Raw genomic sequence first — 25,754 nt, 5'->3', positions numbered from 1 at the left:
TCACCGCAACGTCCCTTCATCATCTACCCAGGCCGGTGGGTGGGGAATTCTGAAACAAGCAAACGCGTTACAAAGGACATGTCCACAAAAAACATTGAGATCCCTACCCGCGACGTCAACACCCAACCCAACGACGTCAACACCCCACAACACCCCGCAAACGGCGTCACCGCCAGCACCCCCACCCCACAACAAGCACAAGGCTCCGACTTCGCAACCACCATCGCCAACGCCACCCACACCTGGCTCCTCGACGAACCCACGTCCGTCCCCGGCGCAAAAGACCTCGGCCCCAACCCCTTCCACATGGTCCTCGCCGGACTCGCCGGCTGCACCCACATGACCATGGGAATGTACGCCCGCCGCAAAGGCTACAACATCGGAAACACCGAAGTACACGTCGACGTCACATCCGAAGGCGACACCACCACCTTCCACCGAGACATCACCTTCGACCCCGCACTCGACGCACAACAACGGGCAAAACTGCTAGAAATCGCAAACAAATGCCCCGTCCACCGGCTACTAGAACGCGACATCCACATCGAGACCCGCGAAACACCGTAACCCCACCGGCACATAAACCCCCGCGGCGTCATACCCCACGGGGGGAGCCACAAGCCCCCAGACATAGCAAAAGCCGCGACCACCATACGGTGACCGCGGCTTCAAGCATATGGCGCGCTATGCTGCGCACCTGCAAGAATTACTTGAGGGTAACCTTTGCGCCAGCCTCTTCGAGCTTGGTCTTGGCAGCCTCAGCGTCGTCCTTGTTAGCACCCTCGAGGATAGCCTTCGGTGCGCCCTCAACGAGCTCCTTAGCTTCCTTCAGGCCCAGGCCGGAAACGATCTCGCGGACAGCCTTGATAACGCCGATCTTCTTAGCGCCAGCGTCCTCGAGAACGACGTCGAACTCGCTCTTCTCTTCAGCAGCGTCGCCGCCAGCAGCGGGAGCGCCTGCAGCTGCAACAGCAACCGGAGCAGCAGCGGTGACCTCGAAGGTCTCCTCGAACAGCTTGACGAACTCAGAGAGCTCGATGAGGGTCATTTCCTTGAAAGCTTCGATGAGCTCGTCGTTGGTGAACTTAGCCATGGTGGCAGTCCTTTCAAAAATTATCTGGCCCAACACCACCGAACATGTGAACAGTGGTTTCGCGTCAGGCCGCGAAGTGATGGTTATAAAGGTGTAGAAACTCTAGCCACACGCCACCGGGGCGCGCAACAAAAGCCTTTAGGCGTCCTTCTTCTCCTGCAGAGCAGCGCCGAGGCGTGCGATCTGAGAAGCGGGAGCGTTGAACAGGCCAGCGGCCTTTGCCAAGTTGCCCTGCATGGCGCCAGCAAGCTTTGCGAGAGTGGTCTCGCGGTTATCAAGCTCGGCGATGGCGTCGACCTGAGCTGCGCTCAGAGCGTTGCCGTCCATGTAGCCACCCTTGACCACGAATGCCTTGTTGTCCTTGCCGAACTTCTTCAGCGCCTTAGCTGCGTCAACAGCCTCGCCCTTGATAAAGGCAACAGCGGTGGGTCCGGTAAGGAGATCATCAAGACCTTCAACGCCAGCCTCTTTAGCGGCCAGCTTGATCATGGTGTTCTTGGCGACGGAGTACTGGACATCAGCACCAAGTGCACGACGCAGCTCGGTGGTCTGTGCAACAGACAGGCCACGGTACTCGGTGAGCACGACAGAGTTCGATTCCTCGAAACGGTTCTTCAGCTCAGCCACTGCAGCGGTGTTCTTTGCGTTTGCCATTACTTCGCCTCCTTCCTCAATGGTCATATATGTTTTCCGCCGAGGCTTATGCGCAAAATATGTCTGCATAACAAAAGCCCCGTGCAAGAGCACAGGGCGCATCCAACCTTTGAGGGTTTTCGCTTCCAAGTCCTCCTGCGTGGGCCGATCCTTTGTTGGGATTCCTTCGAGCCTTGCGGCTGACCGACGGTCTTCGGTGAAACCTAAAGCATGACGGTTACCCGCCTATTTAAGTTCCTGAGCAAGGATAATGACGCCGCGTCAATAAAGCAAATCACGCGCCTTGCGCTCCCAACCGGCCCCCTCTAGCCTCCTACTCAACCGGCTCACGTCAGCCCCGCCCCACCTCCGCGTACAAAAAACCGGCAGATTTGCATAGACCACCCCTAAAACCCCAGGTCGAGCTTTTCAAAGATGCAAATCTGCCGGTTTTTTGTACGTCTTGTGCCCCTAGCACGAATAGTCCGCCCAGATCTTCCGACTCTCGCTATCGACGGTCAGCTGCCCACCATAAGGCAGTACCCACTGCGGCCGGGTATGACCAAAAGGCACACCAAACACCGCAGGCAGCGCAGGATTGTAGTACTCCAACTGCTCAAAAATGACGTCGCACTGCGCCTGCCAATCAGCATCCTGTTGCTGCTCGCTCGGAACCACTTCCAGGCTGCTCACCGGGGGTGATGCGACAACAACAGCCGACGCGACGTCATAAATCCCCCACTCGCCCAACGCGCGAACACGCCGCATAATCTGATCGGGCGGAGTAAGCGACTCAGCAGCCTCCAACAAAATGATGTGCCCACGCAGAGACTCCAGCTCCGGCAAGCACCCAGCTGGCGGGTGGTGGGATACTCGACGGGCTCGAATCCCAGGTCACAGAGCCTGCGCATAGCCTGTTCGTGAATGTCAGGGAAAGCGCCCGGGGCCGCGAAACTTGGAGACAATACGGCAATTTTCATGCCACCCGATCCTAGCAACGCAGCTGCCGCCGGAGTCTAGGATTCTTCGATGAGGTTGCCTGGGTGAAGTTGCGTGGAGGCGGGTGCTTAGCCGGTTAAGTGCACCGAGCCTTGCAGATTTGCACCTCCACAAAACGCGACCTGGAAAACGCAGACCGAAAACCACAATCTGCAAGGATCAGTGCACATATTGAACTAGTTGGCGGCGCTGCTTCACATTCTTAAAGCATCCTCCCGTCGCAAAAGCAAAAAGCCCCCACCAGCCATAACGGCCAGCAGAGGCTTCGGAAAAACGCTCAGCGCAGTGTTTTACTCTGCGGTGAAGTTCTTGGAAATGCTCGGGTCAACCGGAACACCAGGGCCATTGGTGGAGGCCAGGGTGATCTTCTTCAGGTAGGTGCCCTTTGCAGAAGAGGGCTTCAAGCGCATGACCTCTTCGTACAGTGCTGCGTAGTTCTCAGCGAGCTGCTCAGCGGTGAAGGAAGCCTTGCCCAGAACAGCGTGCAGGTTGGAAGCCTTGTCAACGCGGAAGGAGATCTTACCGCCCTTGATGTCAGCAACAGCCTTAGCAACGTCGGTGGTGACGGTGCCGGTCTTGGGGTTCGGCATCAAACCACGGGGGCCGAGCACGCGAGCCACGCGACCAACCTTGGCCATCTGATCGGGGGTTGCGATAGCAGCGTCGAAGTCGGTCCAGCCGCCCTGGATCTTCTCGATCAGGTCCTCGGAGCCAACAACGTCAGCGCCAGCAGCCTCAGCCTCGGTTGCCTTCTCGCCAGCGGCGAAAACGATGACGCGGACGGTCTTACCGGTGCCGTTAGGCAGGGAGACGGTGCCACGAACCAGCTGGTCAGCCTTGCGGGGGTCAACGCCGAGACGCATTGCAACGTCAACGGTAGCGTCGTAGTTCTTGGAGCTGGTTTCCTTGACGACCTCAGCGGCCTTCAGGGGGGTGTACAGGCGGCCGGCGTCGATCTTTTCGGCGGCGGCGCGGTATGCCTTAGAGCGCTTGCCCATTTTAAAATCCTCTTTCGATTCGGATTGTGTGGTTGTGCGGGCCGGAGCCGACCCTTCCACAAAATATTTTTTAGTGATGACGTCGCGTTTACCTGATCACACAGGCGCCCGCGGCGTCATAAATGGTGAGGGTTTTAGCCCTCGACCTCGATGCCCATGGAACGAGCGGTGCCGGCGATGATCTTGGCAGCAGCCTCGATGTCGTTGGCGTTGAGGTCTTCCTTCTTGGTCTCGGCGATCTCCTTGACCTGAGCCATGGTGACCTTGCCCACCTTCTGGGTGTGGGGGACGCCGGAGCCCTTCTGCAGGCCAGCGGCCTTCAGCAGCAGCTTAGCTGCCGGAGGGGTTTTCAGCTTGAAGTCGAAGGAACGGTCTTCGTAGACGGTGATTTCAACCGGGACGACGTTACCGCGCTGGTTTTCAGTCGCAGCGTTGTACGCCTTGCAGAATTCCATGATGTTGACACCATGGGCACCCAGTGCGGGGCCGACCGGCGGAGCCGGGTTTGCCTGACCAGCCTGGATCTGCAGTTTGATAAGGCCAGTGACCTTCTTCTTCGGAGCCATCGAATTACCTTCTTCCTTGTTAACGGGTGACCACCAGGCTCGATTGGCCTACCTGGTGGTTTCCGTCCGGATGCCGGGTTTAGCCAGCCACCGGGGACACATATTGTGCACGTTTAAAATTGCGGCGCGAAAGGTTTTCGCGCGGTTGCGCCCGCAGTTTGCAGACACGATCTACCAGCATAGCAACAGCCGCTGGCTTATGAAAACCGGCGGCTGTGTGCGCACTACTTGAGATAATGCGCTGCGCGATGCGTTGTGCTGTGCGTCGTGTTCAACGCGGCGTCATGACGTCGCGGGGGTGTTACATGATTTTTTCGATCTGGTCGAAGGTCAAGTCGACCGGGGTTTCGCGGCCGAAGATGGACACGAGGGCCTTGACCTTGCCGTTTTCGGCATCGATCTCAGAGATGGTTGCAGAAACGGAAGCGAACGCGCCGGTGAGGATGGTGACGGCTTCGCCAACCTGGTAGTCGGACTCTGCCGGCTTCGGTGCGGAGGTCATTGGAGCTGCCACAACCTTTTCGCCGGTGGCGTTGGTCTCTTCGCCTTCGACAGTGGTGTTTTCCTGCGGCATGAGGAACTTCGCGATGTCACGGTGCTTCACCGGGGTGGGATGGCCCTCGTTACCGACGAAGGAGGTCACGTTCGGAGTGTCGCGGACGACGGACCATGCGCGGTCGTTCATGTCCATGCGGACGAGGACGTAACCAGGCAGGAGCTTACGCTTGACCAGCTTGCGCTTGCCGTCGCGGATCTCGGTGACTTCCTCGATCGGCACGACCACGTCGTAAATAGCGTCGTCGACCTCGAGGGTCTGGGCGCGCATATCAAGGTTGGTTTTAACCTTGTTCTCGTAACCGGAGTAGCACTGAATGATGTACCACTCGCCGGGGAGCTTCTTCAGATCACGGATGAAGGCACGCAGCCGGGTCTTGTACTCAGCGATAGCAGCTTCGTCTGCATCCTCCGGAGTCGCTTCAGCGGAGTCCGCCTCGGCCTTGTCCGCGTCTGCAGGCACCTCGGTTGCTTCTGCTTCAGCTACAGCGATGGCTGCGTCAACATCCCCACCCGCATCGGCGATGCCCTCTGCGACCTCAGCTGCTGCTTCGGTCACTGCATCGACGGCGTCATCATTGACGATTTCCAGGTCGGATTCTTGAGCGGTTTGGAAGTCGGGTTGGTTGTTGTCAGTCATAAAAACACTCCACATGTCAAAAATTTATCCCGCCTACCCAGGTGCGGGAAGCGGGATAAAACGAATACTGCGATTAAGACTACTCGCGAATGAGGACTTTCTCAACCCCCAGGCCGGCAAGGAAGTCAACGCCAGCAACGATTGCGGACAAGACGATCAAAAAAGCCAACACGATTGCGGTGTAGTTGACCATCTGGCGACCGGTCGGCCAGATGACACGCTTCATCTCATCGACAACTTCAGGGAAGAAGTCTTTGACTGCTCCCCGGCCGGACTCGTCGAGTTCCGCTTCGTTATCTTCCGCACGTCGTGCAGCGTAAGCCTCTGAAGAAGTTGTTGCGGACGCGGAGACACCAACAACCTGGCGCTTACCGGAAGGACGCAGGTCCTTGTTCTCAGGCTGAAGATCGTCGGACACAACACTCCTAGATTTAAGAGAAAATTTTGCAGGGGCGACAGGACTTGAACCTGCAACCTGCGGTTTTGGAGACCGCTGCTCTGCCAGTTGAGCTACGCCCCTAGGCATGTTCTTCGAAGCAACGTTTTGGGTGGTTCCTCGCGAACACTGTGACAACAGTACCAGAAAGGCAACCAACACCAAACTAAAGGATGTGTGTTAGCCGCACTGAGGACTGCCGACTTTATTCAGAGAACAAGCTGTAGGAAAAAACAAACCCCAGAACATTTAGGCTCTGGGGTGTGTTTTAAGCGTCTACGCTGTTCTCAGTAGCGATGGCGAGAATTGAACTCGCGACACAACGATTATGAGTCGTTTGCTCTACCACTGAGCTACACCGCCTCACCGAATTTTATTGACCACTTCCTCGCCTGGGGCGAAGCAATTATCAATAAAAAACAGAGCCCCCTGACAGAATCGAACTGTCGACCTTTTCCTTACCATGGAAACGCTCTGCCGACTGAGCTAAGGGGGCGCAGCCAAATCAAGATGCAGCGGTTTAATGCTGCGCTCTCGTTGAAGCCTGAACAAGATTAACCCATCACCCCAAATTCTTACAAATCTGCAGTGCAATGGCACTATTGGACCTCTAGTAGAGCATCCAAGGTGCGGCCATTGTTGCTCGATTTTGTGAGTGATTCACTGACAAAACGTGCCGCCGATCTACCGTGCCAGCAGACAGGCCCGGCGGGGCATGCAAAAACCCCGCGCGTCATGGACGTCCGGGGTTTTACCTGTGCCAGGTGATGGATTCGAACCAACGTAGGCGAAGCCGACGGATTTACAATCCGCTCCCTTTGGCCGCTCGGGCAACCTGGCGAGCTACAAAACCTGCGCCTTAAGGCGTGGTTTGTTGCGTGGAAAACTTTACTACACCACCCCCACTGTGGAACAAATCACCAGCTTAAATGGCAATTCTGTAGGCCTGCTAACTCCCCTGCCGGACGCAAATGCTCCCCACCACCCCTCGCCCAACAGGCACTGCTCCACAAGCCCCCGCTCCCCTGCCGCACACAAATGTGCTCTACAAGCCCCCGCTCTACAGGCTCTACAGGCCGCTGCCCTACCCGACGCGTTCGATGGTGAACGCCATCAGTTCGCGCAGCGCACCAGTGGCTGGGGCGTCGGCGGGGAGTTGTTCCAGCCATTTGTTGGCGGAATCTCGGTATGCGTAGACCTGCTCGAGTGCGCGTTGGCGGCCGGTGGATTGCGCGAGGAGATCCAGGGCGCGCGCGACGTCATCGTCGTTGGTCAGGGGACCGGTGAGCAGCCTGCGCAGCTCTTCCCCAACCGCGCTGTCTTCAGCTAGTGCGTACAGAACTGGCAGGGTGAATACGCCTTCGCGGAGGTCGGTTCCGGGGGTCTTGCCGGATTCTTCGGGGGTGGAATAGATGTCGATGATGTCGTCGACGATTTGGAAGATAATTCCGATGTCTGCGCCGAATCCGCGGAGTGCTTCGATGTGTTCGGGTTGGGCGCCTGCGTGGAGGCTGCCGAGGTAGCCCGCGGAGGCGATCAGCACGCCGGTTTTTTCTTTGATGACGTCCATGTAGTGCTCGATGGGCTCGCGGTCTTCGGCGCCGAGGGTTTCGCGCATTTGGCCGGTGACGAGCTCCCCGAAGGTGTCTGCGAAGTGTGCGACGGTGTCGGTGCCTAGTTGGGCCATGAGGCGTGATGCGTGGGCGAGGAGGTAATCGCCGGCGAGGATGGCTACGGAGTTTGACCAGCGCGCGTTGGCGCTTTTGACGCCGCGTCGGTAGGCGGCTTCGTCCATGACGTCGTCGTGGTAGAGGGTGGCCAGGTGGGTCATTTCGACTACTGCGGCGGCTTTGATGACGTCTGGATTGCCCGGTCGGGTGCCGTATTGGGATGCGAGGAGGGCGAACATGGGGCGGAAGCGTTTTCCGCCGGCGAATGCGAGGTGCTGGACTTTGTCGCTGAGGAATGTTTCGCCCTGTGCTAGTTGCTCGCGAAGGAGCTGTTCGACCTGGGCAATTCCGGTGTCGATGGCAGAGTCGAGCCCGGCGCTGCGGGTATGTTTCGCACCGGTCGTGGTCATGTTGTGTGTAGTCCTCGTGGTTGGGTTTGTTTGTCCGGCGACGCTTCCCGTGTGGGGTGCGCTGCCGGGTGGTTAGTCACTAGCCCATAACCGTAGCCGATTAGGTGGGTTGGGCGCACCCTCGGAGGCTGGTTTGTTGTGTTGGGGTGGGGGTGTTGTTGCTTTGGTGTGTTGTGGGCACAATGGGGTTCGTGGTTTCTCCCTTTGGTTTTGGTCTTGATGATGACGTCGCGTCTGCGTTTCCGTCGCAGGTGGCGCGGGTGGATGTGTTGGTGGTGGGGGCTGGGCCTGCGGGGTCTGCTGCTGCGTTTCATGCGGCGCGTCGGGGGTTTGAGGTGTTGTTGGTGGATCAGGCGGTGTTTCCTCGGGATAAGACCTGTGGGGATGGTTTGACGCCGCGGGCGATGCATGAGTTGGAGGCGTTGGGTGTTGCGGATGCTGTGGGGGTTGGGGGTCATCGCAATCGGGGGTTGATGTTGCATGGTTTTGGTGGGTCGGTGGAGTGTCCGTGGCCGGATCCGGGGCCGGTGGGTGGTTTTGCGCCGGTGGGGTCGGCGATGCGGCGTATGCAGTTGGATTGGTTGTTGGCGTCGCATGCGTGTGAGCAGCCTGGTGTGCGTGCGTTGGGTGGTGCTGTGGTTCGGGATCCTGTCGTGGTGGATGGCAGGTTGCGTAGTATTGTGGTGGCGTTCGTTGGGGGTGGTGATCGGGCGGAGTTTCGGGTGGAGCCGCGGTGGGTGATCGTGGCTGATGGTGCTCGTTCGACGTTGTCGAAGCAGTTGGGTCGGGTGTGGCATAAGGAGCATGTGTATGGGATTGCTGCACGTTCGTATTGCGAGTCGCCGTTGGGTTCTGACCCGTGGATCCATTCGCATTTGGAGTTAAAGGACCCGCAATCGGGTGATGTTTTGCCTGGTTATGGATGGATTTTCCCTTTGGGTGATGGTTCGGTGAATCTTGGTTGTGGGGCGTTGTCGACTTCAAGGCGTCCTGCGAAGGTGAATACGAAAAAGCTTCTGCATACTTACAGGCAGTCGTGTGTTGGGCAGGCTGAGGGGTGGGAGTTTTCCGAGCCGCAGGCGGTTGCTAGTGCGGTGTTGCCGATGGGTGGCGCTGTGAGCAATGTGGCGGGTAAGAATTGGGCGTTGATTGGTGACGCCGCGGGGTGTGTCAATCCGCTTAATGGCGAGGGGATTGATTATGCGTTGGAGACTGCGCGGCTTGCGGTGGAGTTGTTGGATGATACGCCCGGGAGGGTGCTGACGGATCTGTGGCCGGGGGTGCTGCGGGCTACCTATGGGCCGGCGTTTTCTTTGGCGCGCGAGTTGGGTCGTTTGTTGACGCTGCCGTGGTTTTTGCCTGCTGCGGGCCCTGTGGGGATGCGCAGTGGGGTGATGCCTACTGCGGCGCGTTTGATGGGCAATGTGGTGACGCCGGAGGACCGGGATGTTGTTGCGCGGGCGTGGCGGACAGCAGGTGGTGTGGCGTTCGGTTTATCGCGGCGTCTGGGTTCAGCCGATCAGCTGTGGGGACAGCAGAACTAGCCGCCGAGCCCACGCTAGCCGGCTTTAGGCGGGTTTGATTCCGCTGTGGAGTGCGGTGATGCCGAAGGTGAGGTTTTGCCAGCCGACGTCAACCCAGCCGCATTCCCGAAGGGCTTGGGCGAGTGTTTCTTGGTTGGGCCATGCGCGGATGGATTCGGCTAGGTATTCGTAGGCCTCGGGATTGCTGGATACGATGCGGGCGACTGCGGGTAGTGCACGCATGAGGTATTCCTTGTAGATCGTCGACCAGATGGGCACGATCGGGGTGGAGAATTCTGCAACGGTGATGCGTCCGCCGGGTTTGGTGACGCGTAGTAGTTCGCGCAGGCCTGCCCGGTAGTCGTGGATGTTGCGGAGGCCGAAGCTGATGGTGACGGCGTCGAAGCTGTCGTCGGCGAAGGGCAGGTGCATGCCGTCGCCGACTACTTTGGGGACGTCGCGGTCTTTACCGGCGGCGAGCATGCCTTGGGAGAAATCGCAGGCGACGATCCAGGCGCCGGATTTTGCGAGTTCTTCGGTGGATACTGCGGTGCCTGCGGCAAGGTCGAGGACTTTTTCACCCGGTTTGAGGTCAAGGCGGCTGCGGGTGCGGGCACGCCACAGTTTGTCTTGTCCGAACGACAGCACGGTGTTGGTGATGTCGTAGTTTTTGCCGACGTCGTCAAACATGCGGGCGACGTCTTTGGGGTTTTTGTCTAGCGTTGCTTTTGCCACGGCCTCAAGGCTACCGCACGCCGTACGCGTTGAACGGGGGCGGCGATGGTGCGGCGCCATCGGGGCGAGGTGGAATCCATGGCTTGTTGGTAGTAGCCGAGGAGTTGTTCGCACAGTGCTTCCCAGGTTTTTCCTTCGATGCTGGCCCGGGCGTTGTGGCACAGTGTTGGGTAGCTGTTGGGTGCGCGTAGTTGGCGGATGGTGTTGACGACGGTGTCTTGATAGGTGTCGACGTCGAGGAGGGCTCCGTGGGAGCCTGGCCTGATCAGGTCGATGGGGCCGCCGGCGTTGGGGCCGATGGCGGGGATGCCGCTAGCGAGGGCTTCTTGGATGGTTTGGCAGAAGGTTTCGAATTCTCCGGTGTGGCAGAAGATGTCGAAGCTGGCGTAGGCCTGTGCGAGTTCTTCGCCGTCGAGGGCGCCGGTGAATACGGCGTTGGGCATGAGTGCTTCTAGTGCGGGGCGTTCGGGGCCGTCGCCGACGATGACGAGTTGCATGTCGGGTTGTGCGTCAACCTGGGCTAGCCGTTCGACGCCTTTTTCGGCGGCGAGTCTGCCGACGTATCCGACGATTGTTTGTGCGCCGGTGGGGTTCCATTGTGTGCGCAGTTGTTGGCTGCGTTTGTTGGGGTTGAAGCGTTGGGCGTCGACTCCCCTGGCCCATTGGTGGACGTTGCGTATGCCGTGGCTGCGGAGGGTGTTGATGGTGGCGCTACTGGGAGCGAGGGTGAGTTGGCATTTGTTGTGGATGGCTTTGGTCCACTCCCAGCTCATGGCGATCAGCGGCGCGAGGTTGTATTTTTGTGCGAATCCGGCGACGTCGGTTTGGTAGACGCCGACGCAGGGGATGTCTAGTTGTTTTGCGGCGGATGCTCCTGCGCCGCCGAGGACGAAGGGGCTGGCTAGGTGGATGACGTCGGGGTGGAAGCTGCGTAGCGCGTTGATCACTGCTGGCATGGGGACGCCGATGGGTAGCGAGTTGATCATCGGCACCATGATGGTGGGCACGCGGACGATGGGAAACCCTGCGTACTCTGGGATTTCTTCTTCGAAGTCGCGGGCGCCCGGCGCGATGACGAGGGCATCGTGTCCGTTGTCGCGTAGGTATTCCAGGATGCGGAGGACGGAGTTGGTGACTCCGTTGACGTTGGGGAGGAAGGATTCGGCGACGATGGCGACTCGCATGTGGCTCCTAGTGTTTGGGGGTTCGTGCGGCGGCTGCGGTTTCGGCGCGGCGCACTAGTGCTGTGTTTGCCCAGGCGACGGCGGCGAATAGTGCGGCGGCGATGAGTGTGCTTGCCAGCATTAATGACGCCGCGGGGATGAGGGATAGCGTCCAGGCGCGGTTTTCAACTTTGACGAGGTCGGGGTTGCTTTTTGCGTAGATTACGTAGACGAGTTGGTTTTCGGATAGTCCTGTTGGGTAGAGCAGTCCGTTGGGGGGTGAGTGGTAGACGCCTTGTTCGTCGCGGAAGTCGACGGTGGTGCGTGCTCCGCTGGTGTTGGTGACGCGTGCGAGGGCTCGGCCGGGGTCGGCGGCGATGGTGCGGTCGTCGATGTAGCAGCCGACGCTGAGGCCGAGGCAGCCGACCATGGCGAATGCCCATAGGGCCATGATCAGTTGGTTGAGTCTTTTGCGCACGCGGGGGTTCATAGTTGTGCCTTGTGGGCGAGTTCGCGTCGGGTGGTACGGGTGGTGATTGCTTCGATGATGACTTTGCCGCGTGGTTTTTCGCAGGTGTCGACGAGTGCGTCGAGGAGTTGCTGGGCGGTTTCGGCGCGGATGTATTCCCAGTCGTATGCGTCGCAGAGTGCGGCGATGTCGACGTTGCAGGGTGTGGCGAAGACTTGTTCGAAGACGTCGCGGTAGTCGGAGTCGCCTGCTTCTAGGGTTTCGAAGATGCCGCAGCCGGAGTCGTTGGCGACGACGATGGTGACGTTGTCTGGTTGGGGGCTGTGCTCGGGGATGTTAAGTCCGCCGGCGTCGTGGAGGAAGGTGACGTCGCCGAGGAGGGCGACGGTGCGGGGCGTGCGGGGTTCTTCCGGGTTGAGTGTTGACGTCGCGGCGGCTACGCCGAGCGTTTGGCTGATGGTTCCGTCGATTCCGGCGGCGCCGCGGGGGGCGTAGGTTGAGACTCCGTCGTAGGGCAGGCCTAGGAAGCTGGCGTCGCGGACGGGGTTGGAGGCCCCGAGGACGAGGGTGTCGCCCACAGCGAGTGTGTCCGCGACGGCTGCTGCGGCGTGCAGTCCGGTGAATCCGAGGGTGTCGTCTTCGAGGGTGGTGCGCACGGTTTCTGCGGCGAGGTCGGAGGCCGCGGAGCATACTTTGAGCCAGTTTTTATCCAGCTCGCCGGTAGTTTTTATGCGTGTTCCGGTGGCGTCGGCGCGCTGGTAGGGGTCAGTGAGTTGGTTGGTGCGGGACAGCACGATGAGCCGCACGTCGGGGTCTTTGAGTAGCTTCATGACGCCGCGGTGCAGCGTGGGGTGGCCTACGACGATGACTTGTTCCGGTTTGGTGTCGACAACGTAGCCTTCCGCGGAGACCTGCTCCGATAGGAACAGTCGCGCGGCCCCCGGGTGCATAGGCAGATAAGGTGCGGGTGCGGTGGGCTCGGCCATGGTGGGGACGTCTTCAAGCCCCTCCACCGGCCATGCTTCGTCACCTGCGATCACGAGGGTGCGTTTGCTCAGGTCCACGGTCACTTCGCCGTGGTCAATCCATTTGTGACTCCCCTGTTGGTTGCGCGTGTTTTTGGGTGATGACGTCGCATCATCTGCGGCCGGAAGATTCTCGCGGACCCAGGCGGTCGCGGCGTCAACACTGCCGACGAGAGGTTGATCAAATTGCAGGTTTAACTGCAAGGGGCGCTGCGGACCAACCTGCGCGAAGGCGTGACCCACCTGGGTGCGCAGCGTGCTGACTGCCTGCGTGAATTCCGCGGCGTCATCTTCAGAGATGCGCTTCGGTAGGGGCACAACGTTGACGCACTCGGCAAACCCACCGAACATTCCCACCTGGTCAATGGTTTGGCTAGCCCCCGTGCCCACCAGGCGAGCGGGGCGATCAGCTGAAGCAATCACCAGGGGAACGTGAGCGTGCGCAGCCTCAATAACAGCAGGTAGACAGTTTGCGACGGCAGTGCCAGAGGTCATCACGACCATCGCAGGACGCCCCGTCACCCGAGCCATGCCGAGGGCAAAAAACGCAGCGGAACGCTCGTCGATGCGGGTATGCACGCGGACCCGGGGATCCCGCGCCACGCACAACGCCAACGGGGCGCTACGCGAACCCGGGCACACCACAACCTCACGCACCCCAGCAGCAACCGCAGCATCCAACACGACCGCCGCCGCCACAACACTAGGGACTACAACGTCAGGGACCACACCGTTAGGGGCCACCGGTGTACCGCCTAAGTCAACGCAAGAATCCATAGGCCCACTCTAGCGGGCTAGCAGGACTCGAGGCCGACAGCCTTACGAAGCTCCACCAACGACGCGCGCAGATGACCCAACCACCACTGCCGCACCTCATCCGACACCCGGGCCTCGGCCGCCGCCAACCGCTGCTCATCCACCACTGGAGCCTGGCGCGGCACCGCAATAGCCCCATCAACAACTGCGAAAAGACTATCCGGAACGACATCCGTACCGGGCTCGAACAACCCGCCCGTGGCCAACCCCGCGGCCAAACGAGGAGCCTCCATGAAATCATCATCCACGAACCCCGCCAGATTCGCCGCAGCCACCAATCCCCCGTACATGCCCACACCTGTGTCCAAAGCACTAGCAATAGTCACCGCAATCCCCTGCTCCGCCAAAAAGTCAGCAATCGCCAACGTACGACGCACACCACCCAACGGCGCCACCTTCAACACCGCCACATCACAGGCACGACGACGAGCCACCTCGAAAGGATCCTCCGCACGCCGAATAGACTCATCCGCCGCAACCTGCGCAAACACACCCATCCGAGGAAAAGCCACGCGCAACTGCGCCAGCTCATCAACCGTCGCACACGGCTGCTCCACATACTGCAGTGGACCAAAACGACGCACAGCCTGGGTAGCCTGCTCTACCGACCACGCACGATTAGCATCCACACGAATCTGCGCAACCACATCGCGGGCAGCACAATATTCACGCACAGCCGCAACCCTCGCGACGTCATCATCCAAAGCCCCCTGCTCCCACGGGCGATCAGCCACCTTCACCTTCACAGTCCGGCACCCCGGGAAGCGATCCAACACCGCAGCCACCTGCTCCGGCGCGACCGCTGGAACCGTCGCGTTGACCTCCACCGAATCACGCTTCACAGCAGGCAAACCCACATGCGACTGCTCAATCCCGGCAGCCAACCACGCAGCAGCCTCCTGCGGCTCATACTCCTTGAACGGGGCAAACTCTCCCCACCCCGCGGGCCCCTTAATCAACACGGCCTCACGCACATCAACCCCACGAAAACGCACCGCCAACGGCACCCCCACCACCCGAACATCCAAGCCGCCCGGCTGGCCGATGCGGTCAAGGTCGATGGAAGCAATCGCATCGACCACCGCGGGATCAAAATTCACATTGGAATCCATGCGACCATCTTGCCCCACACACCACCCATCGCGCCGCACCGCAACCTGACGACGGCGGTAGGCTGAATATCCATGAGCAGCACCAACCCCTTCGACCCCACCCAATGGACCACAGTCGACGGCTTCGACGACCTCACCGACATCACCTACCACCGGCACAAAGACGCCGGCATCGTCCGCATCGCCTTCGACCGCCCCGAAGTGCGCAACGCCTTCCGCCCCCACACCGTCGACGAGCTCTACCGCACCCTCGACCACGCACGCCGCACACCCGACGTCGGCTGCGTTTTGCTGACCGGCAACGGCCCCTCACCGAAGGACGGCGGCTGGGCATTCTGCTCCGGCGGCGACCAACGCATCCGAGGCCGCAGCGGCTACCGCTACGCCGACGGCGACACTGCCGACACTGTTGACGTCGCGCGCGAAAAGGCCGAAGGCGGCCGCCTGCACATCCTTGAGGTACAGCGTCTGATCCGCACTATGCCGAAGGTGGTCATCGCCGTAGTTGGTGGTTGGGCTGCCGGCGGCGGGCACTCCCTGCACGTGGTGTGCGACATGACGATCGCATCCCGCGAGCACGCGCGCTTTAAGCAGACTGATGCGGATGTCGGAAGTTTTGACGCCGGCTATGGTTCCGCATACCTGGCAAAGATGGTGGGTCAGAAATTTGCCCGCGAGATCTTCTTCCTGGGACGCACCTACGATGCGGAGACCATGCAGCGCATGGGTGCGGTCAATATTGTGGCCGATCATGCCGATCTGGAAAATGAGGCGATCCAGGCCGCCAAGGAGATCCTCGGCAAGTCCCCCACAGCACAGCGCATGCTGAAGTTCGCCTTCAACCTCACCGATGATGGCTTGATGGGACAGCAGGTGTTCGCCGGCGAGGCCACCCGCCTTGCCTACATGACAGACGAAGCCGTTGAGGGCCGCGATTCTTTCTTGGAGAAGCGCGACCCTGACTGGTCGAAATTCCCGTACTACTACTAGCGCTCTACTACTAGCGCTACCCGCAGAGGGCCAAGCGGGTGCAATATGTCACACTTTGTTGGTGCCGCTCGGGTGAAGAGGTTTCCTGCCGCATGTCCGAACATCACGGCCAATACTGCAGAGGCACCCCCGCGCCCCCGGCTCATCCTTGAAAATCCGTGGGAGTCACCCATGATCGGCCACCTCCCAATGCAGCATCACACCCAACATTGGGGGTAAAAAGGGTCGGTTTAGACCCGTTTTTATCGCGGGCAGCTACCGAATCCTGGTTTTCACCACCCCCCACACTCGGGCATACTACAACCGTGACCGAACTGATCATCCTCCTCATCGTGGTGGCCACAGCACTAGCCTTTGACTACACCAATGGCTTCCACGACACAGGCAACGCGATGGCAACATCCATCGCTACAGGCGCACTCAAACCCAAGGTGGCGGTCGGTATCTCCGCCTCGCTCAACCTCGTGGGCGCGTTCCTGTCCGTCGAAGTCGCCACCACCGTCGCCAAAGGCGTCGTCGACCTCGACAAATTCGACCTCATGAATCCCGACCAGGCCCACCAGCTACTCCTCGTAGTCTTCGCAGGCCTCATCGGCGGCATCGTGTGGAACCTCCTCACCTGGCTGTTCGGTATTCCCTCGTCTTCGTCGCATGCCTTGTTCGGTGGCATGATCGGCGCAGCCCTCGCCTCCCTCGGTATGGGGGGAGTCGTCTGGCACGGCGTCGCCGCCAAGGTCATCATCCCCGCACTCGCAGCACCCGTCGTCGCCGGCATCGTCGCCATGGTTGGCACCTGGCTGGTTTACAGGCTCACCAACTCAGTTCCGGAAGGCCAAAAAAACAACTACTTCCGCTTCGGACAAATCGGCTCCGCCTCCCTGGTCTCCCTGGCGCACGGCACCAACGACGCGCAGAAAACAATGGGCGTTATATTCCTCGCCCTCGTCGCCACCGGCAACCTCCACCAGGACGACCCCATCCCCTTCTGGGTGAAGGCCGCCTGCGCGATCTGCATCGCCCTCGGCACCTACATGGGTGGCTGGCGCGTCATCCGCACCCTGGGTAAAGGCCTCGTCGAGATCGACTCCCCCCAAGGCATGGCCGCCGAAACCTCCTCCGCAGCCATCATCCTTACCTCCTCCCACTTCGGAATGGCGCTGTCCACCACCCACGTCGCCACCGGCTCCATCATGGGCACCGGCCTCGGCCGCAAGGGTGCCGAAGTCCGCTGGGGGGTCGCCGGCCGCATGGCACTGGCGTGGATCATCACCCTTCCCGCAGCAGCTGCCGTCGGCGCTGCGACCTGGTGGCTCGCTCACTTGATCGGCCTAGGCATGGGTGACCTCTGGGGTGTCATCGCAGCATTCGCCGTGCTCGTCGCCCTCGCCGGCTACATTTTCAGCCACTCCCTCAAGGCCCCCGTTAATAGCTCCAACGTCAATGACGAATGGGACGAAAACAGTGATGACGCCGCGACCGCTGCGCGCGCAGGCGCCCACACTGCCGCACAACCTGCCGCAGCACCAACCCCCGACAATGCAGCCGACGCCGCTGCCGCTGCTTTCGACCCGGCAGAAGACCCCCTGGCAATAGTCGAGGTCATCGACAACCCGATGACTGGTGCCAGCCTCGCCGACAGCACCCAAGCCGCCTACGATCCCCGTGATGACGCAGCCGCCACAACCCCCGCGACGTCAACACCCATGGCAGACCAGCAGAGGAAAGAGGGCCGATAAATGAGCTTTGGCACCATGATCGCAGACCTAGGTGAAGTTCTTCTCGCTGGGCTTGTCCTCGGCGCAGGACTCCCCGCACTTTTTGCGCTTGGAATTCGCCTGGCCGCCGGCCCCGGGCAGGTCAGCGAAGACGGCACTATCGTGCACGGCGCCGACGCCTCCCCCGTCGCGAAAGCTGCGGCCTACCTGTGCTTTGCGATCATCATCGCAGCAATCATCGCGGGGATCCTGTGGATTACTAAGGCGACGATTTTCCAATACACCGGCTTGGATGTGTTCGGCACCGAAGCCTAACGCACCTTCCGACCCGCGCCTAGAGCACCCCCGCGCCTAGCCTGAGCTCAAACAGCCCGGCTAGGCGCTTTTTATGCCCGGGTAGTTTTTATGTCCAGGTAGTTTCCTCCACCGTTTTGGCCTGTTGAGGGAATCGAACACTGAAGACGGCAGCGCGCACCAAGAAGCCTGAAAGCCCATGCGCACAGTGAAAAATCTAACAAAAATTTCTCCAAAAACCCTTGCCAAATCGAACACAAACAGCCAACCCAATCGATAAGTTTTTTGACACTAGATTTTCGCCAGGGGGCGCAGTGGTTGTGCTGATTCCACAAGCAACACTTCACGCATAAGCTTCACGCACTCATCGACACCATCGAGGTATCCGACGCCCAACAAATCATGGAACTATTCCACCGCCAAGCATCCTTCGGTGGTATCATCGCCCACCTACTCGGTAAGCAAAAAGCCCACTGCAAGCGCGGAAAACGCCTCGTGAACTTCATCATCGAAACCTTCAACGTGGAATGTGCAGACGCCAACCAATGATGCTACCTCGGCAAACAACTTTTCGAAGCAGCACCAGAGCCCTCCGACGATGACGTTAAGAAGGCACTCGAAGAAGAAAAACAGCAGAACAGCAACAACGATGCCTACGGCGACGGAACAACCGAGGAAACACCCGAGCAAGCCGCAGAACGCAAACGCCGCGAGCTAGAACAGCACAAACGCGACGTCAAAAAAGAAATCGAAGCACTCACCCAAAAGACACCCAGCCGCACCCTCCACTCCATCGACGCAACCCTTGGCGCGCTCTACTCCGGCATTCCTCCGCCCCTTAAACATGCCCGACACACCCACCACCACAAATTTTTTTAATACCCACCACCTGGAATTTTCCTACTTTTTTGAAATTTTTTAAGAAATATCCTTGCGCGCCCCGCATTCATGCATTAGTGTTGATCCTCACATCAACAAATAATGGGTAAAAACCAACTATTAATTTTTACCCACGATAGCCGGACACCAAGCGTTTCCCGCCCCGCCGATATGGCTTCCCAGGGCGCACGAGAACCACTTGCTAACGCAAGGCCGTCGACCGATCCGAGTAAGGAGTAGAACATGACACGCATCATCAACTGGCTCCGCCCGAGCATCCCGACGCATCTGGCGGTCATCGCAAAGCCCAGCAACTAAAGCCCAGGATTCACATCTAGCCCGGGGTTCGCCACCAAGCTGCCGCCGCGCTGCCACCAGGCAGAGCCGCCGCGCAGCCACCAGGCAGCCCTAGGCCCGTCAATCACCTTTGGTGAGGGCCTTGTGGGCTAGCTTTATGTGAATGGGACGTTTGCTTTTCACCCTGCCGGTGCCTCCTCAGTCTCCAGAGTTGATTCTGGATGATCTTGAGCAGGCGCTGGCAGGGTTTTCTACGTTTACGCCGGTGCCGCTGGGTTCTCATCCCCATGAGGCTTTGGGGGTGGGCAGGCCGATCGATGAGGACATTGCTTTGGTGGTTGCGACGTCCGGGTCGACGGGTGTGCCGAAGGGCGCGCTGTTGAGTCCCACGAATTTGGTGTCGAGTGCCGATGCCACGCACGAGGCGCTTGGGGGGCCTGGGGTGTGGTTGTTGGCGTTGCCGGCGCATCATATTGCAGGGATTCAGGTGCTTGTGCGCAGCCTTGTGGCTGGAACGGTGCCGATCTCGATTGACGTGTCGAAGGGTTTTGATGTGTCTGTGTTCGCGAAGGCTGCACGGAAGCTGGATGCGGAGGCGGGCGCGTTTCCCCGGTATACCGCGTTGGTGCCGCTTCAGTTGCGTAAGGCGTTGGAGTCTCTGGAGGGTATTGAGGCGCTGCGGTTGTTTGATGCCATTTTGATTGGTGGGGCCCCGTTGGATGAGAACACGCGGGTGTCGTGTGGGAAGTTGGGGATCCGTGTGGTGCGGACTTACGGTAGCTCAGAAACGTCTGGCGGGATTATTTATGATGGGCGGCCGTTGCCGGGTGCGCGGATGGCGTTGGCGGGTGATCGTGTTGCGGTGGCGGGCCCGATGGTTGCGCGGGGTTATCGGACGTTTGCGGGTGGTCCTGCGTTGCCTGCGTCGGTGTTGGGGGCGTTTCGTCCGGATGGTTGGTTTGTCACTTCGGATACTGGGGTTATTGAGGATGGGGTGTTGAGGGTGACGGGCCGGGTGGATACAGTGATTGATTCGGGTGGGTTGAAGTTGCATCCGGAGGTGTTGGAGCATGCGTTGATGGCGGTTCCGGGTGTTGACGCCGCGGTGGTTGTGGGTGTGCCGGATGAGCGTTTGGGTCAGGCGATTTGTGCGGTGTATTCGGGGACGCTGTCGCCGGGTGAGGTTGTTGAGGCGTTGGATGATGTGCCGCGTTGGCAGTTGCCGAAGCGTTTGCTTCGTGTGGGTTCGGTGCCGGTGACGGGGCCGGGTAAGCCGGATCGCCAGGCGATTGTGCGTTTGTTTATGGAGTCGTAGTCCCGGTGGCGGGGTTGCGTTGGGGTGTTTTTAGTGCGTGTTTTGGGTACTGCGTTGGTCTTCGGCGACTAGCCGTGCGATGTCTTGGGGTTCGTAGACTTGTGCGATTTGTGCGTCGTTGCCGCCGCCGAAGGTGTTGTGTAGTACGAGGGCGCCGAGTTGGGTTGTGGGGATGATGTTGAAGTGGTGTGGGGTGGGGTCGACTTGTTGGATGGTGTGGTTGCTGCGTAGCGCGCATCGGTGGAGCCATACGTCGTCGGCGTGGGGGCTGAGTTGCATGAATTGGGGGCCTTGTTTGACGACGTAGTTGATGAAGGTTGGTGGGTAGTGGACGCCGGAGACGCCGGTGGCGAAGTTGAGGATTGATGGTGTGGTGGTGTTGACGGCAGTCCAGCGTACGTAGGGTTGGAGGGTGCCGTTGTGGGTGTTGATTCGGTGGGCTCGGTAGGCGGTGATGACGTCGCGGGGGTTGCTGTTGTTGTTTGTGTGTGCGGCGCGTTCGAGGAGGCGTGGGAGGAACCAGGTTGGGTAGAGCATGTCGTCGTCGACGGTGACGATGGATGTGTTGGTGCCTTGGACGTGCCGGAACGTGCCCCAGTATTTGGTGTGGGGTCCGTATGCGCCGTCGGAGCATCGGATGTCGAGGCCGCGTTGTGCGAGTCTTTTTAGTGGTGTGGGGCGTGGGGCGTCGTAGTCTTTTTTGTCGAGCCAGAGGATGATGGGTACGCCGGAGTGTGCGAGGGATTCGATGGTGTAGTGGACTTTGTGGAGGCGTCGGCCGTGGGTGGTGAGGCTGATGGCGACTGGTGTGTACGGGGTGAGTGTGGGGATGGGGTGTGTGTCGTGGCGGTTGCGGGTGGCGAGGGTGAGGCAGCGTGCGGAGGTCCATGCTGCGCCGGCGATTTGGCGGGCGAGGTAGGTGATCCACACGGGGTGTTGTTCCTCCTGGTGTCGTGTTTTTGGTGTGGTTGGGTGGGTGTGGTTTCGGCTATGTGCAACTTTATATGTGTTTTATTTTTGTTTGTATTTTGCGGGTTGCTGGGGTGGTTGGTGGTGTATTTGTTGGGGTGGCTGTGTGGTGGTTGTGGTGGGGTGTGGGGTTGTTTTGGTGGGTGGGTTTTTTGGTTTTATTGTGGTGGGATGGCTTCTGCTCAACAATGGTTCCAGGGTGCGCGGCCGCATACCTGGGCGAATGCTTTTGCTCCTGTCGTTGCTGGTAGTGGGGCGGCTACCGCGTCACTGTATGAGGTTGATGTGTCGGGGCGGCAGGAGGTTGTGGGCGCGTGGGGCTCCGCGGCGTCAGGCTGGGGGGACCAGTTGCTACGTGCGTTGCTTGCTGCTGTGGTGGCGTGGGCGTTGATTGTGGGGGTGAATTTTGCCAATGATTATTCGGATGGGGTTCGGGGTACGGATGATGATCGTACGGGGCCATTGAGGTTGACGGCGTCGGGTGCGGCGAGCCCGGGGTCCGTGAAGCGTGCCGCGTTTGCTGCGTTTGGTGTGGCTGGCGTGGCTGGGGTTGTGTTGTCGTTGTTGAGTGCGTGGTGGTTGGTTGTTGTGGGGGCGTTGTGCATTGTGGCGGCGTGGTTTTATACGGGGGGTAAGAATCCGTATGGGTATCGGGGGTTGGGGGAAGTGTCGGTGTTTGTGTTTTTTGGTTTGGTGGCTGTGTTGGGGACGCAGTTTACGCAGGCTGGGGTGGTGTCTTGGCAGGGGGTGTTGTGTGCGGTGTCGGTGGGTGCGATGAGTGCTGCGGTGAATTTGGTGAATAATTTGCGTGATATTCCTTCGGATTCGGAGGCGGGGAAGATCACGTTGGCGGTGCGTTTGGGGGATGTGTGGACGCGGCGTGTGTGGTTGGTGTTGGCGTGTGTGCCGGTGGTGGCGTCGCTTTTGTTGATGGTGTCGTCGGTGTGGTGTGTTGCTGGTTTGTTGGCGGTGCCGTTGTTGTGGGCGGCGTCGGGCCCGGTGCGTGAGGGGGCATTGGGTGCTGCGTTGATTCCGGTGTTGGGCTCGACGGGTAGGGCGATGTTGGTGTGGAGTGTGGTGACCACGGTGACGTTGGGTTTGTCTTAGCCGTGGTGGGGTTGTTTTAACGGTTGTGGGGTTGTTTTAGCGCCCTTCGAGTTCGCTGTGGATCCATTGTTTGTGGGCTTTGCGGTTGGCGTCCCATGCGGCGACTTCTTCTGTGACGCGGTTGCGTAGGCCGCGGAAGATGAGCATGGAGAGGGGGAAGGCGACCAGCAGCGCAAGGAGGGAGGACATGATGAGGGGGATGGGGGCGCTTGCGGCCATGGCGATGGCTTGGATGATGATGGTGAGGATGATGAACAGTCCGAGGCGGGCAAGCCCGTAGAGGATGATGTCGCGTCGGGCCCTGTTGCGCAGGTTGGTGTCCAGGTGGGGTTCGGGGTGGGGGTTTGGTGCGGCTTCGGGGTTGGTTTTTTTATCCACGGTGGACCATTTTAGTTCTATGATGCCGGTTATGGGACGCCTACTTCTTCTTTTGTTGTTTGTTGCTGCGGTTGTGTTGTTGTGGAAGGCGTATGGACCGTATATTCATCGGGCTTTGGGGTTGGGTTCTAATGGGGGTAATGGGTTTGTTGGGGTGGGTCGGGGGAATCGTCGGGGTGCTGCGCGTCCGGTGGTGAAGGGGCCGGATGATGATGAGGAGTTTTTGTGGCGGTTGGAGAGGGATCGTTTTAAGCAGCGGCGTGCGCAGGAAGAGGCTCGGAAGCGTGAGGAGAAGCAGGCGCGCAGGCGTGCTGAGCGTGAGCAACGCGGCGTCATTGGTGATGGGAATGTTTCTGACCAGGATGGAGCTGATCAAGGGGGTTTAGATGACAGCGGTGGCGATGCTGAGGAAGGTCAGTAGGTCGATGCCGTAGATGCGTAGTCGCTGGTGATCGTCCATGAGACCATTGACTATGCTGTCGAGGATGGGGTTGGCGACGGTGGCTGCGGGGTCGTGCCCGGGGAGGTTTTGAGTGTCGATGAATTGTTGGAGTTGTTGGTTGTGGTCGGGGTCTAGGTCGTATTCGTAGATGAAGCTGATCCACCAGCGGGCCCAGCGGACGCCTTCGTTGCCGAACATGGTGTAGATGAGGCCTATGCGTTGTTCGAGGGGGATTTCCCAGTCGGCGATTTGGGCGATGAGGGGTGGACCGGCTTGGGTGATGTCTTCGTTTTCGCCTTGGATGTAGATGGTGGCGTTTTTGTTGGGTGCGGTGGGTGTGAAGGTGGCGGGGAGTTGGGCGATGGTGCGGCCGTCGAGTTCGATGGTGAGGTCGAGGTTGGGGATGGGGGCGATTTGGGTGATGTAGAGGGCGACGGATCCGCTACCGCCTTCGCGGATGCTGCGTTGACTGCGGAGGACTTCGATGCCGTTTGCGTAGCCGTGGAGGGTGACGGTTTGGGCTTCGTGTTCGTTGCGGAGGAGGCGGGAGATGCTGAGTTCAACCCATCCGTTTTGTAGGTGGACGGTGGCTGGGGGTGTTTGTTGGTCTGCGGGGGTGGTGACGTCGTGGGGGTTGGGGTGTGTGGGTGTGTTCCAGGTGGTTGTGGCGTCGGCCCAGGCGCAGTCCATGTAGTTGGTGTAGATGGTTGCGTTGCAGCGAGCTGTGGTGACGTCGTAGCTGGTGTGGAGGCTGGTGCCGCGGGAGCCTTCGGTGGTGCGTGTGTCGCAGACGAGGTCGCCGGGCATGCAGTAGCTGCTGATTCGGTTGCCGGCGTTGTTGCGGTAGTTGTCGAGGGTGGGAAGGACAAGTTGGTAGCCGATGCTGTCGGTGACGGCGCGGCTGATGCCGCCGATGGTGTTGGTGGCGGCCATGTGGATGTGGGCGTTGGTGTTTTCTGGGCCTTGGGGGCGGCGGGAGGGGTCGGCGATGAGTATGTATTTGGTGACGTTGTCGATGTTGTGGGTGTTGTTGTTTTGGACGGCTGCGGCTTGGGTGAGGTTGATGACGTCGGCGCCTTGGCTATAGCCGGCGAGGATGAGTTGTGGTGGGTTTGTTGGGCAGGGGTTGTAGATGGTGTGGAGTGTTTGGGTGAGTTGTTGTTGGCCGATGGATGCGGAGGTGTGGAAGTTGTCGAGGGTGGGGAGGATGCCGCCTTTGTATTCGATGGGGTGTGCTGGGTAGACGAGGGTGGCTACTTTTGCTCCGTTGAGACTTGTGTGTGCGCCTGGGGTGTTAAGGCTGCGGGCGAGGAGTCCCCCGCCGGTGAGGGTTGTGAGGTCGTTGGTGGGGTTGGTGGTGATGGCGGGGCTGTTGGCGAAGAGGTCGTCGCCTTGTTGTTGGTAGGTGAGTTGGTTGGGTTGTGGGCCTTGTGGTTCTTCGGAGGAGCCTCGGACGAGGAGGAGTAGTTTTTCGCCGCAGTGTGTGCTGGTGGGGTTGGTTTGGGCGTGTGTGGGTGTGAGGGTGGCGAGGATGAGGGTTGCGGCGAGGGTGAGTTTGGTGAGTTTTCCGACGAGGCTCATGGGTCGTGCTGGGTTGTGCTGGGGTGTTGGTGTTGGGGGTTGTGGGGTGTTGCGCGGTGTTTAGTTGAGGCCTGCGTAGGAGTGGAGGCTGTTGGCGACGAGGTTGATGAAGAAGAGGTTGAATACCATGGCGGTGAATGCTGCGACGTTAATCCAGCTTGCTGCTTTGCGCCAGCCGGCGGTTGCGCGGGCGTGGAGGTATGCGGCGTAGAGAACCCAGGTGACGAAGCTCATGGTTTCTTTGGGGTCCCAGTTCCAGAATCGCCCCCAGGAGGATTCTGCCCAGATGGCACCGAGGGCTACGCCGAGGCCGAAGACGGGGACGCAGATGATACCGGCGCGGTATGCGAGGCGGTCGAGTTTTTCGGCGTCGGGTAGTGGGTTGACGAGGCGTCCGAGCCAGCCTTGTGGGTTGCGGGAGCGCAGGAGGTAGAGGATGGATGCGAGGCTGGAGATGAGTCCGAAGCCTGCGCCGATGGAGACGGTGGAGACGTGGATGGGTAGCCAGAAGGAGCGGAGTGCGGGGACGACGGGGCCTGCGTTGACGTAGAGTTTGGTGCCGCCGTAGAAGAGGAGGATGAGGATGGGGACGAGGACCCAGGTCCAGAGTATGCGCAGGTCGCGGCGGTGGAGTACGACTGCGGCGACGGTCATTGCGAGGACTGCGGTGACGGAGATGTATTCGTAGAGGTTGCCCCAGGGGACTCGTTGGGTGGCGACGCCGCGGAGGATGACGGATCCTGCGTGGATGATGATGCCGAGCCACACGAGGGATTGGGTCATGTTGCTGAGTTTGTCTGCGGTGCGTGCGCTCGTGGGTTTTGTTCCTCCGGCTGCGACGTAGGCGGCGATGGAAAGGATGAGGGCGAGTGCGTAGATCAGGAAGGCTGATCGGAATGCGTAGTCAGACAGTAACGCGAGGTCTTGGTTCACCGGCATAGTCT

General features: G+C 59.9%; 26 protein-coding genes and 4 tRNA genes. 9 read left to right on the top strand and 21 right to left on the bottom strand.

Going from position 1 to position 25,754, the window contains the following annotated elements; translation table 11 throughout:
- Window positions 1-78 precede the first annotated feature (78 nt).
- Window positions 79-567 (top strand): OsmC family protein, encoded by a 489-nt coding sequence (locus L1C91_RS04885; RefSeq protein WP_234858286.1) that lies wholly within the window; start codon window positions 79-81, stop codon window positions 565-567.
- A gap of 139 nt (window positions 568-706) precedes the next feature.
- On the opposite strand, the gene rplL is transcribed toward L1C91_RS04885, so the two are convergent.
- The 12 genes from rplL to L1C91_RS04825 all read right to left on the bottom strand — a co-directional run bounded on the left by rplL (window position 707) and on the right by L1C91_RS04825 (window position 8,000).
- On the bottom strand, window positions 707-1,093 hold the full coding sequence (gene rplL, locus L1C91_RS04880) for a 50S ribosomal protein L7/L12 (RefSeq protein ID WP_020975547.1): 387 nt from the start codon (window positions 1,091-1,093) through the stop codon (window positions 707-709).
- 138 nt (window positions 1,094-1,231) lie between these two features.
- Entirely contained in the window at window positions 1,232-1,747 is a 516-nt protein-coding gene (rplJ, locus tag L1C91_RS04875) for a 50S ribosomal protein L10 (protein WP_234858285.1), read from the bottom strand.
- A gap of 450 nt (window positions 1,748-2,197) precedes the next feature.
- On the bottom strand, window positions 2,198-2,572 hold the full coding sequence (locus L1C91_RS04870) for a hypothetical protein (protein WP_234858284.1): 375 nt from the start codon (window positions 2,570-2,572) through the stop codon (window positions 2,198-2,200).
- A 443-nt stretch (window positions 2,573-3,015) separates the two neighbouring features.
- A complete protein-coding gene (gene rplA / locus L1C91_RS04865; RefSeq protein ID WP_020975544.1) occupies window positions 3,016-3,723 on the bottom strand; it encodes a 50S ribosomal protein L1 in 708 nt (235 codons plus the stop codon).
- Between the two features lie 134 nt (window positions 3,724-3,857).
- Window positions 3,858-4,289 carry a 50S ribosomal protein L11 gene (gene rplK, locus L1C91_RS04860; RefSeq protein WP_020975543.1) on the bottom strand — a complete coding sequence of 144 codons (432 nt, stop codon included), beginning with the start codon at window positions 4,287-4,289 and terminating at the stop codon, window positions 3,858-3,860.
- Window positions 4,290-4,590: 301 nt separating this feature from the next.
- Window positions 4,591-5,484 carry a transcription termination/antitermination protein NusG gene (gene nusG / locus L1C91_RS04855; RefSeq protein ID WP_234858283.1) on the bottom strand — a complete coding sequence of 298 codons (894 nt, stop codon included), beginning with the start codon at window positions 5,482-5,484 and terminating at the stop codon, window positions 4,591-4,593.
- 79 nt (window positions 5,485-5,563) lie between these two features.
- Window positions 5,564-5,902: a preprotein translocase subunit SecE gene (secE, locus tag L1C91_RS04850; protein WP_234858282.1), complete on the bottom strand. Its 339-nt coding sequence runs from the start codon at window positions 5,900-5,902 to the stop codon at window positions 5,564-5,566.
- A 29-nt stretch (window positions 5,903-5,931) separates the two neighbouring features.
- Window positions 5,932-6,004: transfer RNA gene (locus L1C91_RS04845), tRNA-Trp, on the bottom strand.
- 207 nt (window positions 6,005-6,211) lie between these two features.
- Window positions 6,212-6,283: transfer RNA gene (locus tag L1C91_RS04840), tRNA-Met, on the bottom strand.
- A gap of 60 nt (window positions 6,284-6,343) precedes the next feature.
- A tRNA-Thr gene (locus L1C91_RS04835) sits at window positions 6,344-6,416 on the bottom strand.
- Window positions 6,417-6,678: 262 nt separating this feature from the next.
- Window positions 6,679-6,760: transfer RNA gene (locus tag L1C91_RS04830), tRNA-Tyr, on the bottom strand.
- Between the two features lie 244 nt (window positions 6,761-7,004).
- Window positions 7,005-8,000: a polyprenyl synthetase family protein gene (locus tag L1C91_RS04825; protein ID WP_234858281.1), complete on the bottom strand. Its 996-nt coding sequence runs from the start codon at window positions 7,998-8,000 to the stop codon at window positions 7,005-7,007.
- Between the two features lie 251 nt (window positions 8,001-8,251).
- On the opposite strand from L1C91_RS04825, the gene L1C91_RS04820 reads away from it, so the two are divergent.
- Window positions 8,252-9,544: a geranylgeranyl reductase family protein gene (locus L1C91_RS04820; protein WP_234858434.1), complete on the top strand. Its 1,293-nt coding sequence runs from the start codon at window positions 8,252-8,254 to the stop codon at window positions 9,542-9,544.
- A gap of 24 nt (window positions 9,545-9,568) precedes the next feature.
- Here the strand turns inward: L1C91_RS04820 and L1C91_RS04815 are convergent, their stop codons facing one another.
- Genes L1C91_RS04815 through L1C91_RS04795 form a run of 5 tightly spaced genes read right to left on the bottom strand, consistent with a single transcriptional unit; the run spans window position 9,569 to window position 14,843 of the window.
- Window positions 9,569-10,258 carry a demethylmenaquinone methyltransferase gene (locus L1C91_RS04815; protein WP_234858280.1) on the bottom strand — a complete coding sequence of 230 codons (690 nt, stop codon included), beginning with the start codon at window positions 10,256-10,258 and terminating at the stop codon, window positions 9,569-9,571.
- Window positions 10,240-11,442 (bottom strand): glycosyltransferase family 4 protein, encoded by a 1,203-nt coding sequence (locus L1C91_RS04810; protein WP_234858279.1) that lies wholly within the window; start codon window positions 11,440-11,442, stop codon window positions 10,240-10,242. Before L1C91_RS04810 ends, L1C91_RS04815 begins: the two co-directional genes overlap by 19 nt.
- A 7-nt stretch (window positions 11,443-11,449) precedes the next feature.
- Entirely contained in the window at window positions 11,450-11,911 is a 462-nt protein-coding gene (locus L1C91_RS04805) for a DUF3592 domain-containing protein (RefSeq protein WP_234858278.1), read from the bottom strand.
- Entirely contained in the window at window positions 11,908-13,692 is a 1,785-nt protein-coding gene (menD, locus tag L1C91_RS04800; RefSeq protein ID WP_234858277.1) for a 2-succinyl-5-enolpyruvyl-6-hydroxy-3-cyclohexene-1-carboxylic-acid synthase, read from the bottom strand. The genes L1C91_RS04805 and menD overlap by 4 nt, the downstream gene beginning before the upstream one ends.
- A 17-nt stretch (window positions 13,693-13,709) precedes the next feature.
- Window positions 13,710-14,843, bottom strand: a complete 1,134-nt coding sequence (locus L1C91_RS04795; RefSeq protein ID WP_234858276.1) for an o-succinylbenzoate synthase — start codon at window positions 14,841-14,843, stop codon at window positions 13,710-13,712.
- Window positions 14,844-14,915: 72 nt separating this feature from the next.
- Here L1C91_RS04795 and L1C91_RS04790 point away from each other — a divergent pair, with 72 nt between their 5' ends.
- The 5 genes from L1C91_RS04790 (at window position 14,916) to menE (ending at window position 20,333) form a co-directional block, all read left to right on the top strand.
- Window positions 14,916-15,833: a 1,4-dihydroxy-2-naphthoyl-CoA synthase gene (locus L1C91_RS04790; RefSeq protein ID WP_234858275.1), complete on the top strand. Its 918-nt coding sequence runs from the start codon at window positions 14,916-14,918 to the stop codon at window positions 15,831-15,833.
- A gap of 305 nt (window positions 15,834-16,138) precedes the next feature.
- Window positions 16,139-17,569, top strand: coding sequence for an inorganic phosphate transporter (locus L1C91_RS04785; RefSeq protein WP_234858274.1), 1,431 nt, complete (start codon window positions 16,139-16,141; stop codon window positions 17,567-17,569).
- A complete protein-coding gene (locus tag L1C91_RS04780) occupies window positions 17,570-17,863 on the top strand; it encodes a hypothetical protein (RefSeq protein ID WP_234652672.1) in 294 nt (97 codons plus the stop codon).
- Window positions 17,864-18,244: 381 nt separating this feature from the next.
- Window positions 18,245-18,391: a hypothetical protein gene (locus L1C91_RS04775; protein ID WP_234858273.1), complete on the top strand. Its 147-nt coding sequence runs from the start codon at window positions 18,245-18,247 to the stop codon at window positions 18,389-18,391.
- 790 nt (window positions 18,392-19,181) lie between these two features.
- Window positions 19,182-20,333 (top strand): o-succinylbenzoate--CoA ligase, encoded by a 1,152-nt coding sequence (gene menE, locus L1C91_RS04770; protein WP_234858272.1) that lies wholly within the window; start codon window positions 19,182-19,184, stop codon window positions 20,331-20,333.
- A gap of 30 nt (window positions 20,334-20,363) precedes the next feature.
- Here the strand turns inward: menE and L1C91_RS04765 are convergent, their stop codons facing one another.
- The gene (locus L1C91_RS04765) at window positions 20,364-21,263 is read right to left on the bottom strand and encodes a glycosyltransferase (protein ID WP_234858271.1); all 900 of its coding nucleotides are present in this window, start codon (window positions 21,261-21,263) and stop codon (window positions 20,364-20,366) included.
- A gap of 210 nt (window positions 21,264-21,473) precedes the next feature.
- On the opposite strand from L1C91_RS04765, the gene L1C91_RS04760 reads away from it, so the two are divergent.
- On the top strand, window positions 21,474-22,409 hold the full coding sequence (locus L1C91_RS04760) for a 1,4-dihydroxy-2-naphthoate polyprenyltransferase (protein WP_234858270.1): 936 nt from the start codon (window positions 21,474-21,476) through the stop codon (window positions 22,407-22,409).
- A gap of 36 nt (window positions 22,410-22,445) precedes the next feature.
- Here the strand turns inward: L1C91_RS04760 and L1C91_RS04755 are convergent, their stop codons facing one another.
- Window positions 22,446-22,787, bottom strand: a complete 342-nt coding sequence (locus L1C91_RS04755; RefSeq protein WP_234858269.1) for a DUF4229 domain-containing protein — start codon at window positions 22,785-22,787, stop codon at window positions 22,446-22,448.
- A gap of 31 nt (window positions 22,788-22,818) precedes the next feature.
- On the opposite strand from L1C91_RS04755, the gene L1C91_RS04750 reads away from it, so the two are divergent.
- Complete coding sequence (locus L1C91_RS04750; RefSeq protein WP_234858268.1) at window positions 22,819-23,208, top strand: hypothetical protein; 390 nt, start codon at window positions 22,819-22,821, stop codon at window positions 23,206-23,208.
- Here the strand turns inward: L1C91_RS04750 and L1C91_RS04745 are convergent.
- Both L1C91_RS04745 and ccsB read right to left on the bottom strand, forming a co-directional pair.
- The gene (locus L1C91_RS04745; RefSeq protein WP_234858267.1) at window positions 23,170-24,810 is read right to left on the bottom strand and encodes a cutinase family protein; all 1,641 of its coding nucleotides are present in this window, start codon (window positions 24,808-24,810) and stop codon (window positions 23,170-23,172) included. The two genes, L1C91_RS04750 and L1C91_RS04745, sit on opposite strands and share 39 nt — an antisense overlap.
- Window positions 24,811-24,870: 60 nt before the next feature.
- Entirely contained in the window at window positions 24,871-25,749 is an 879-nt protein-coding gene (gene ccsB / locus L1C91_RS04740) for a c-type cytochrome biogenesis protein CcsB (protein WP_234858266.1), read from the bottom strand.
- Between the last annotated feature and the right edge of the window lie 5 nt (window positions 25,750-25,754).

The sequence above is a fragment of the Corynebacterium argentoratense genome (assembly GCF_021491455.1).
In the GTDB taxonomy this organism is placed as follows: domain Bacteria; phylum Actinomycetota; class Actinomycetes; order Mycobacteriales; family Mycobacteriaceae; genus Corynebacterium; species Corynebacterium argentoratense_A.
This window is presented reverse-complemented; position numbering and strand designations above follow the sequence as displayed.

Bases quoted from the DNA above. Each gene is read 5' to 3' on its own strand.
- L1C91_RS04885 (WP_234858286.1), top strand. From the start codon at position 79: ATGTCCACAAAAAACATTGAGATCCCTACCCGCGACGTCAACACCCAA.
- rplL (WP_020975547.1), bottom strand. From the start codon at position 1,093: ATGGCTAAGTTCACCAACGACGAGCTCATCGAAGCTTTCAAGGAAATG.
- rplJ (WP_234858285.1), bottom strand. From the start codon at position 1,747: ATGGCAAACGCAAAGAACACCGCTGCAGTGGCTGAGCTGAAGAACCGT.
- rplA (WP_020975544.1), bottom strand. From the start codon at position 3,723: ATGGGCAAGCGCTCTAAGGCATACCGCGCCGCCGCCGAAAAGATCGAC.
- rplK (WP_020975543.1), bottom strand. From the start codon at position 4,289: ATGGCTCCGAAGAAGAAGGTCACTGGCCTTATCAAACTGCAGATCCAG.
- nusG (WP_234858283.1), bottom strand. From the start codon at position 5,484: ATGACTGACAACAACCAACCCGACTTCCAAACCGCTCAAGAATCCGAC.
- L1C91_RS04825 (WP_234858281.1), bottom strand. From the start codon at position 8,000: ATGACCACGACCGGTGCGAAACATACCCGCAGCGCCGGGCTCGACTCT.
- L1C91_RS04810 (WP_234858279.1), bottom strand. From the start codon at position 11,442: ATGCGAGTCGCCATCGTCGCCGAATCCTTCCTCCCCAACGTCAACGGA.
- L1C91_RS04805 (WP_234858278.1), bottom strand. From the start codon at position 11,911: ATGAACCCCCGCGTGCGCAAAAGACTCAACCAACTGATCATGGCCCTA.
- menD (WP_234858277.1), bottom strand. From the start codon at position 13,692: ATGGATTCTTGCGTTGACTTAGGCGGTACACCGGTGGCCCCTAACGGT.
- L1C91_RS04795 (WP_234858276.1), bottom strand. From the start codon at position 14,843: ATGGATTCCAATGTGAATTTTGATCCCGCGGTGGTCGATGCGATTGCT.
- L1C91_RS04790 (WP_234858275.1), top strand. From the start codon at position 14,916: ATGAGCAGCACCAACCCCTTCGACCCCACCCAATGGACCACAGTCGAC.
- L1C91_RS04780 (WP_234652672.1), top strand. From the start codon at position 17,570: ATGAGCTTTGGCACCATGATCGCAGACCTAGGTGAAGTTCTTCTCGCT.
- L1C91_RS04775 (WP_234858273.1), top strand. From the start codon at position 18,245: ATGGAACTATTCCACCGCCAAGCATCCTTCGGTGGTATCATCGCCCAC.
- menE (WP_234858272.1), top strand. From the start codon at position 19,182: ATGGGACGTTTGCTTTTCACCCTGCCGGTGCCTCCTCAGTCTCCAGAG.
- L1C91_RS04760 (WP_234858270.1), top strand. From the start codon at position 21,474: ATGGCTTCTGCTCAACAATGGTTCCAGGGTGCGCGGCCGCATACCTGG.
- L1C91_RS04750 (WP_234858268.1), top strand. From the start codon at position 22,819: ATGGGACGCCTACTTCTTCTTTTGTTGTTTGTTGCTGCGGTTGTGTTG.
- L1C91_RS04745 (WP_234858267.1), bottom strand. From the start codon at position 24,810: ATGAGCCTCGTCGGAAAACTCACCAAACTCACCCTCGCCGCAACCCTC.
- ccsB (WP_234858266.1), bottom strand. From the start codon at position 25,749: ATGCCGGTGAACCAAGACCTCGCGTTACTGTCTGACTACGCATTCCGA.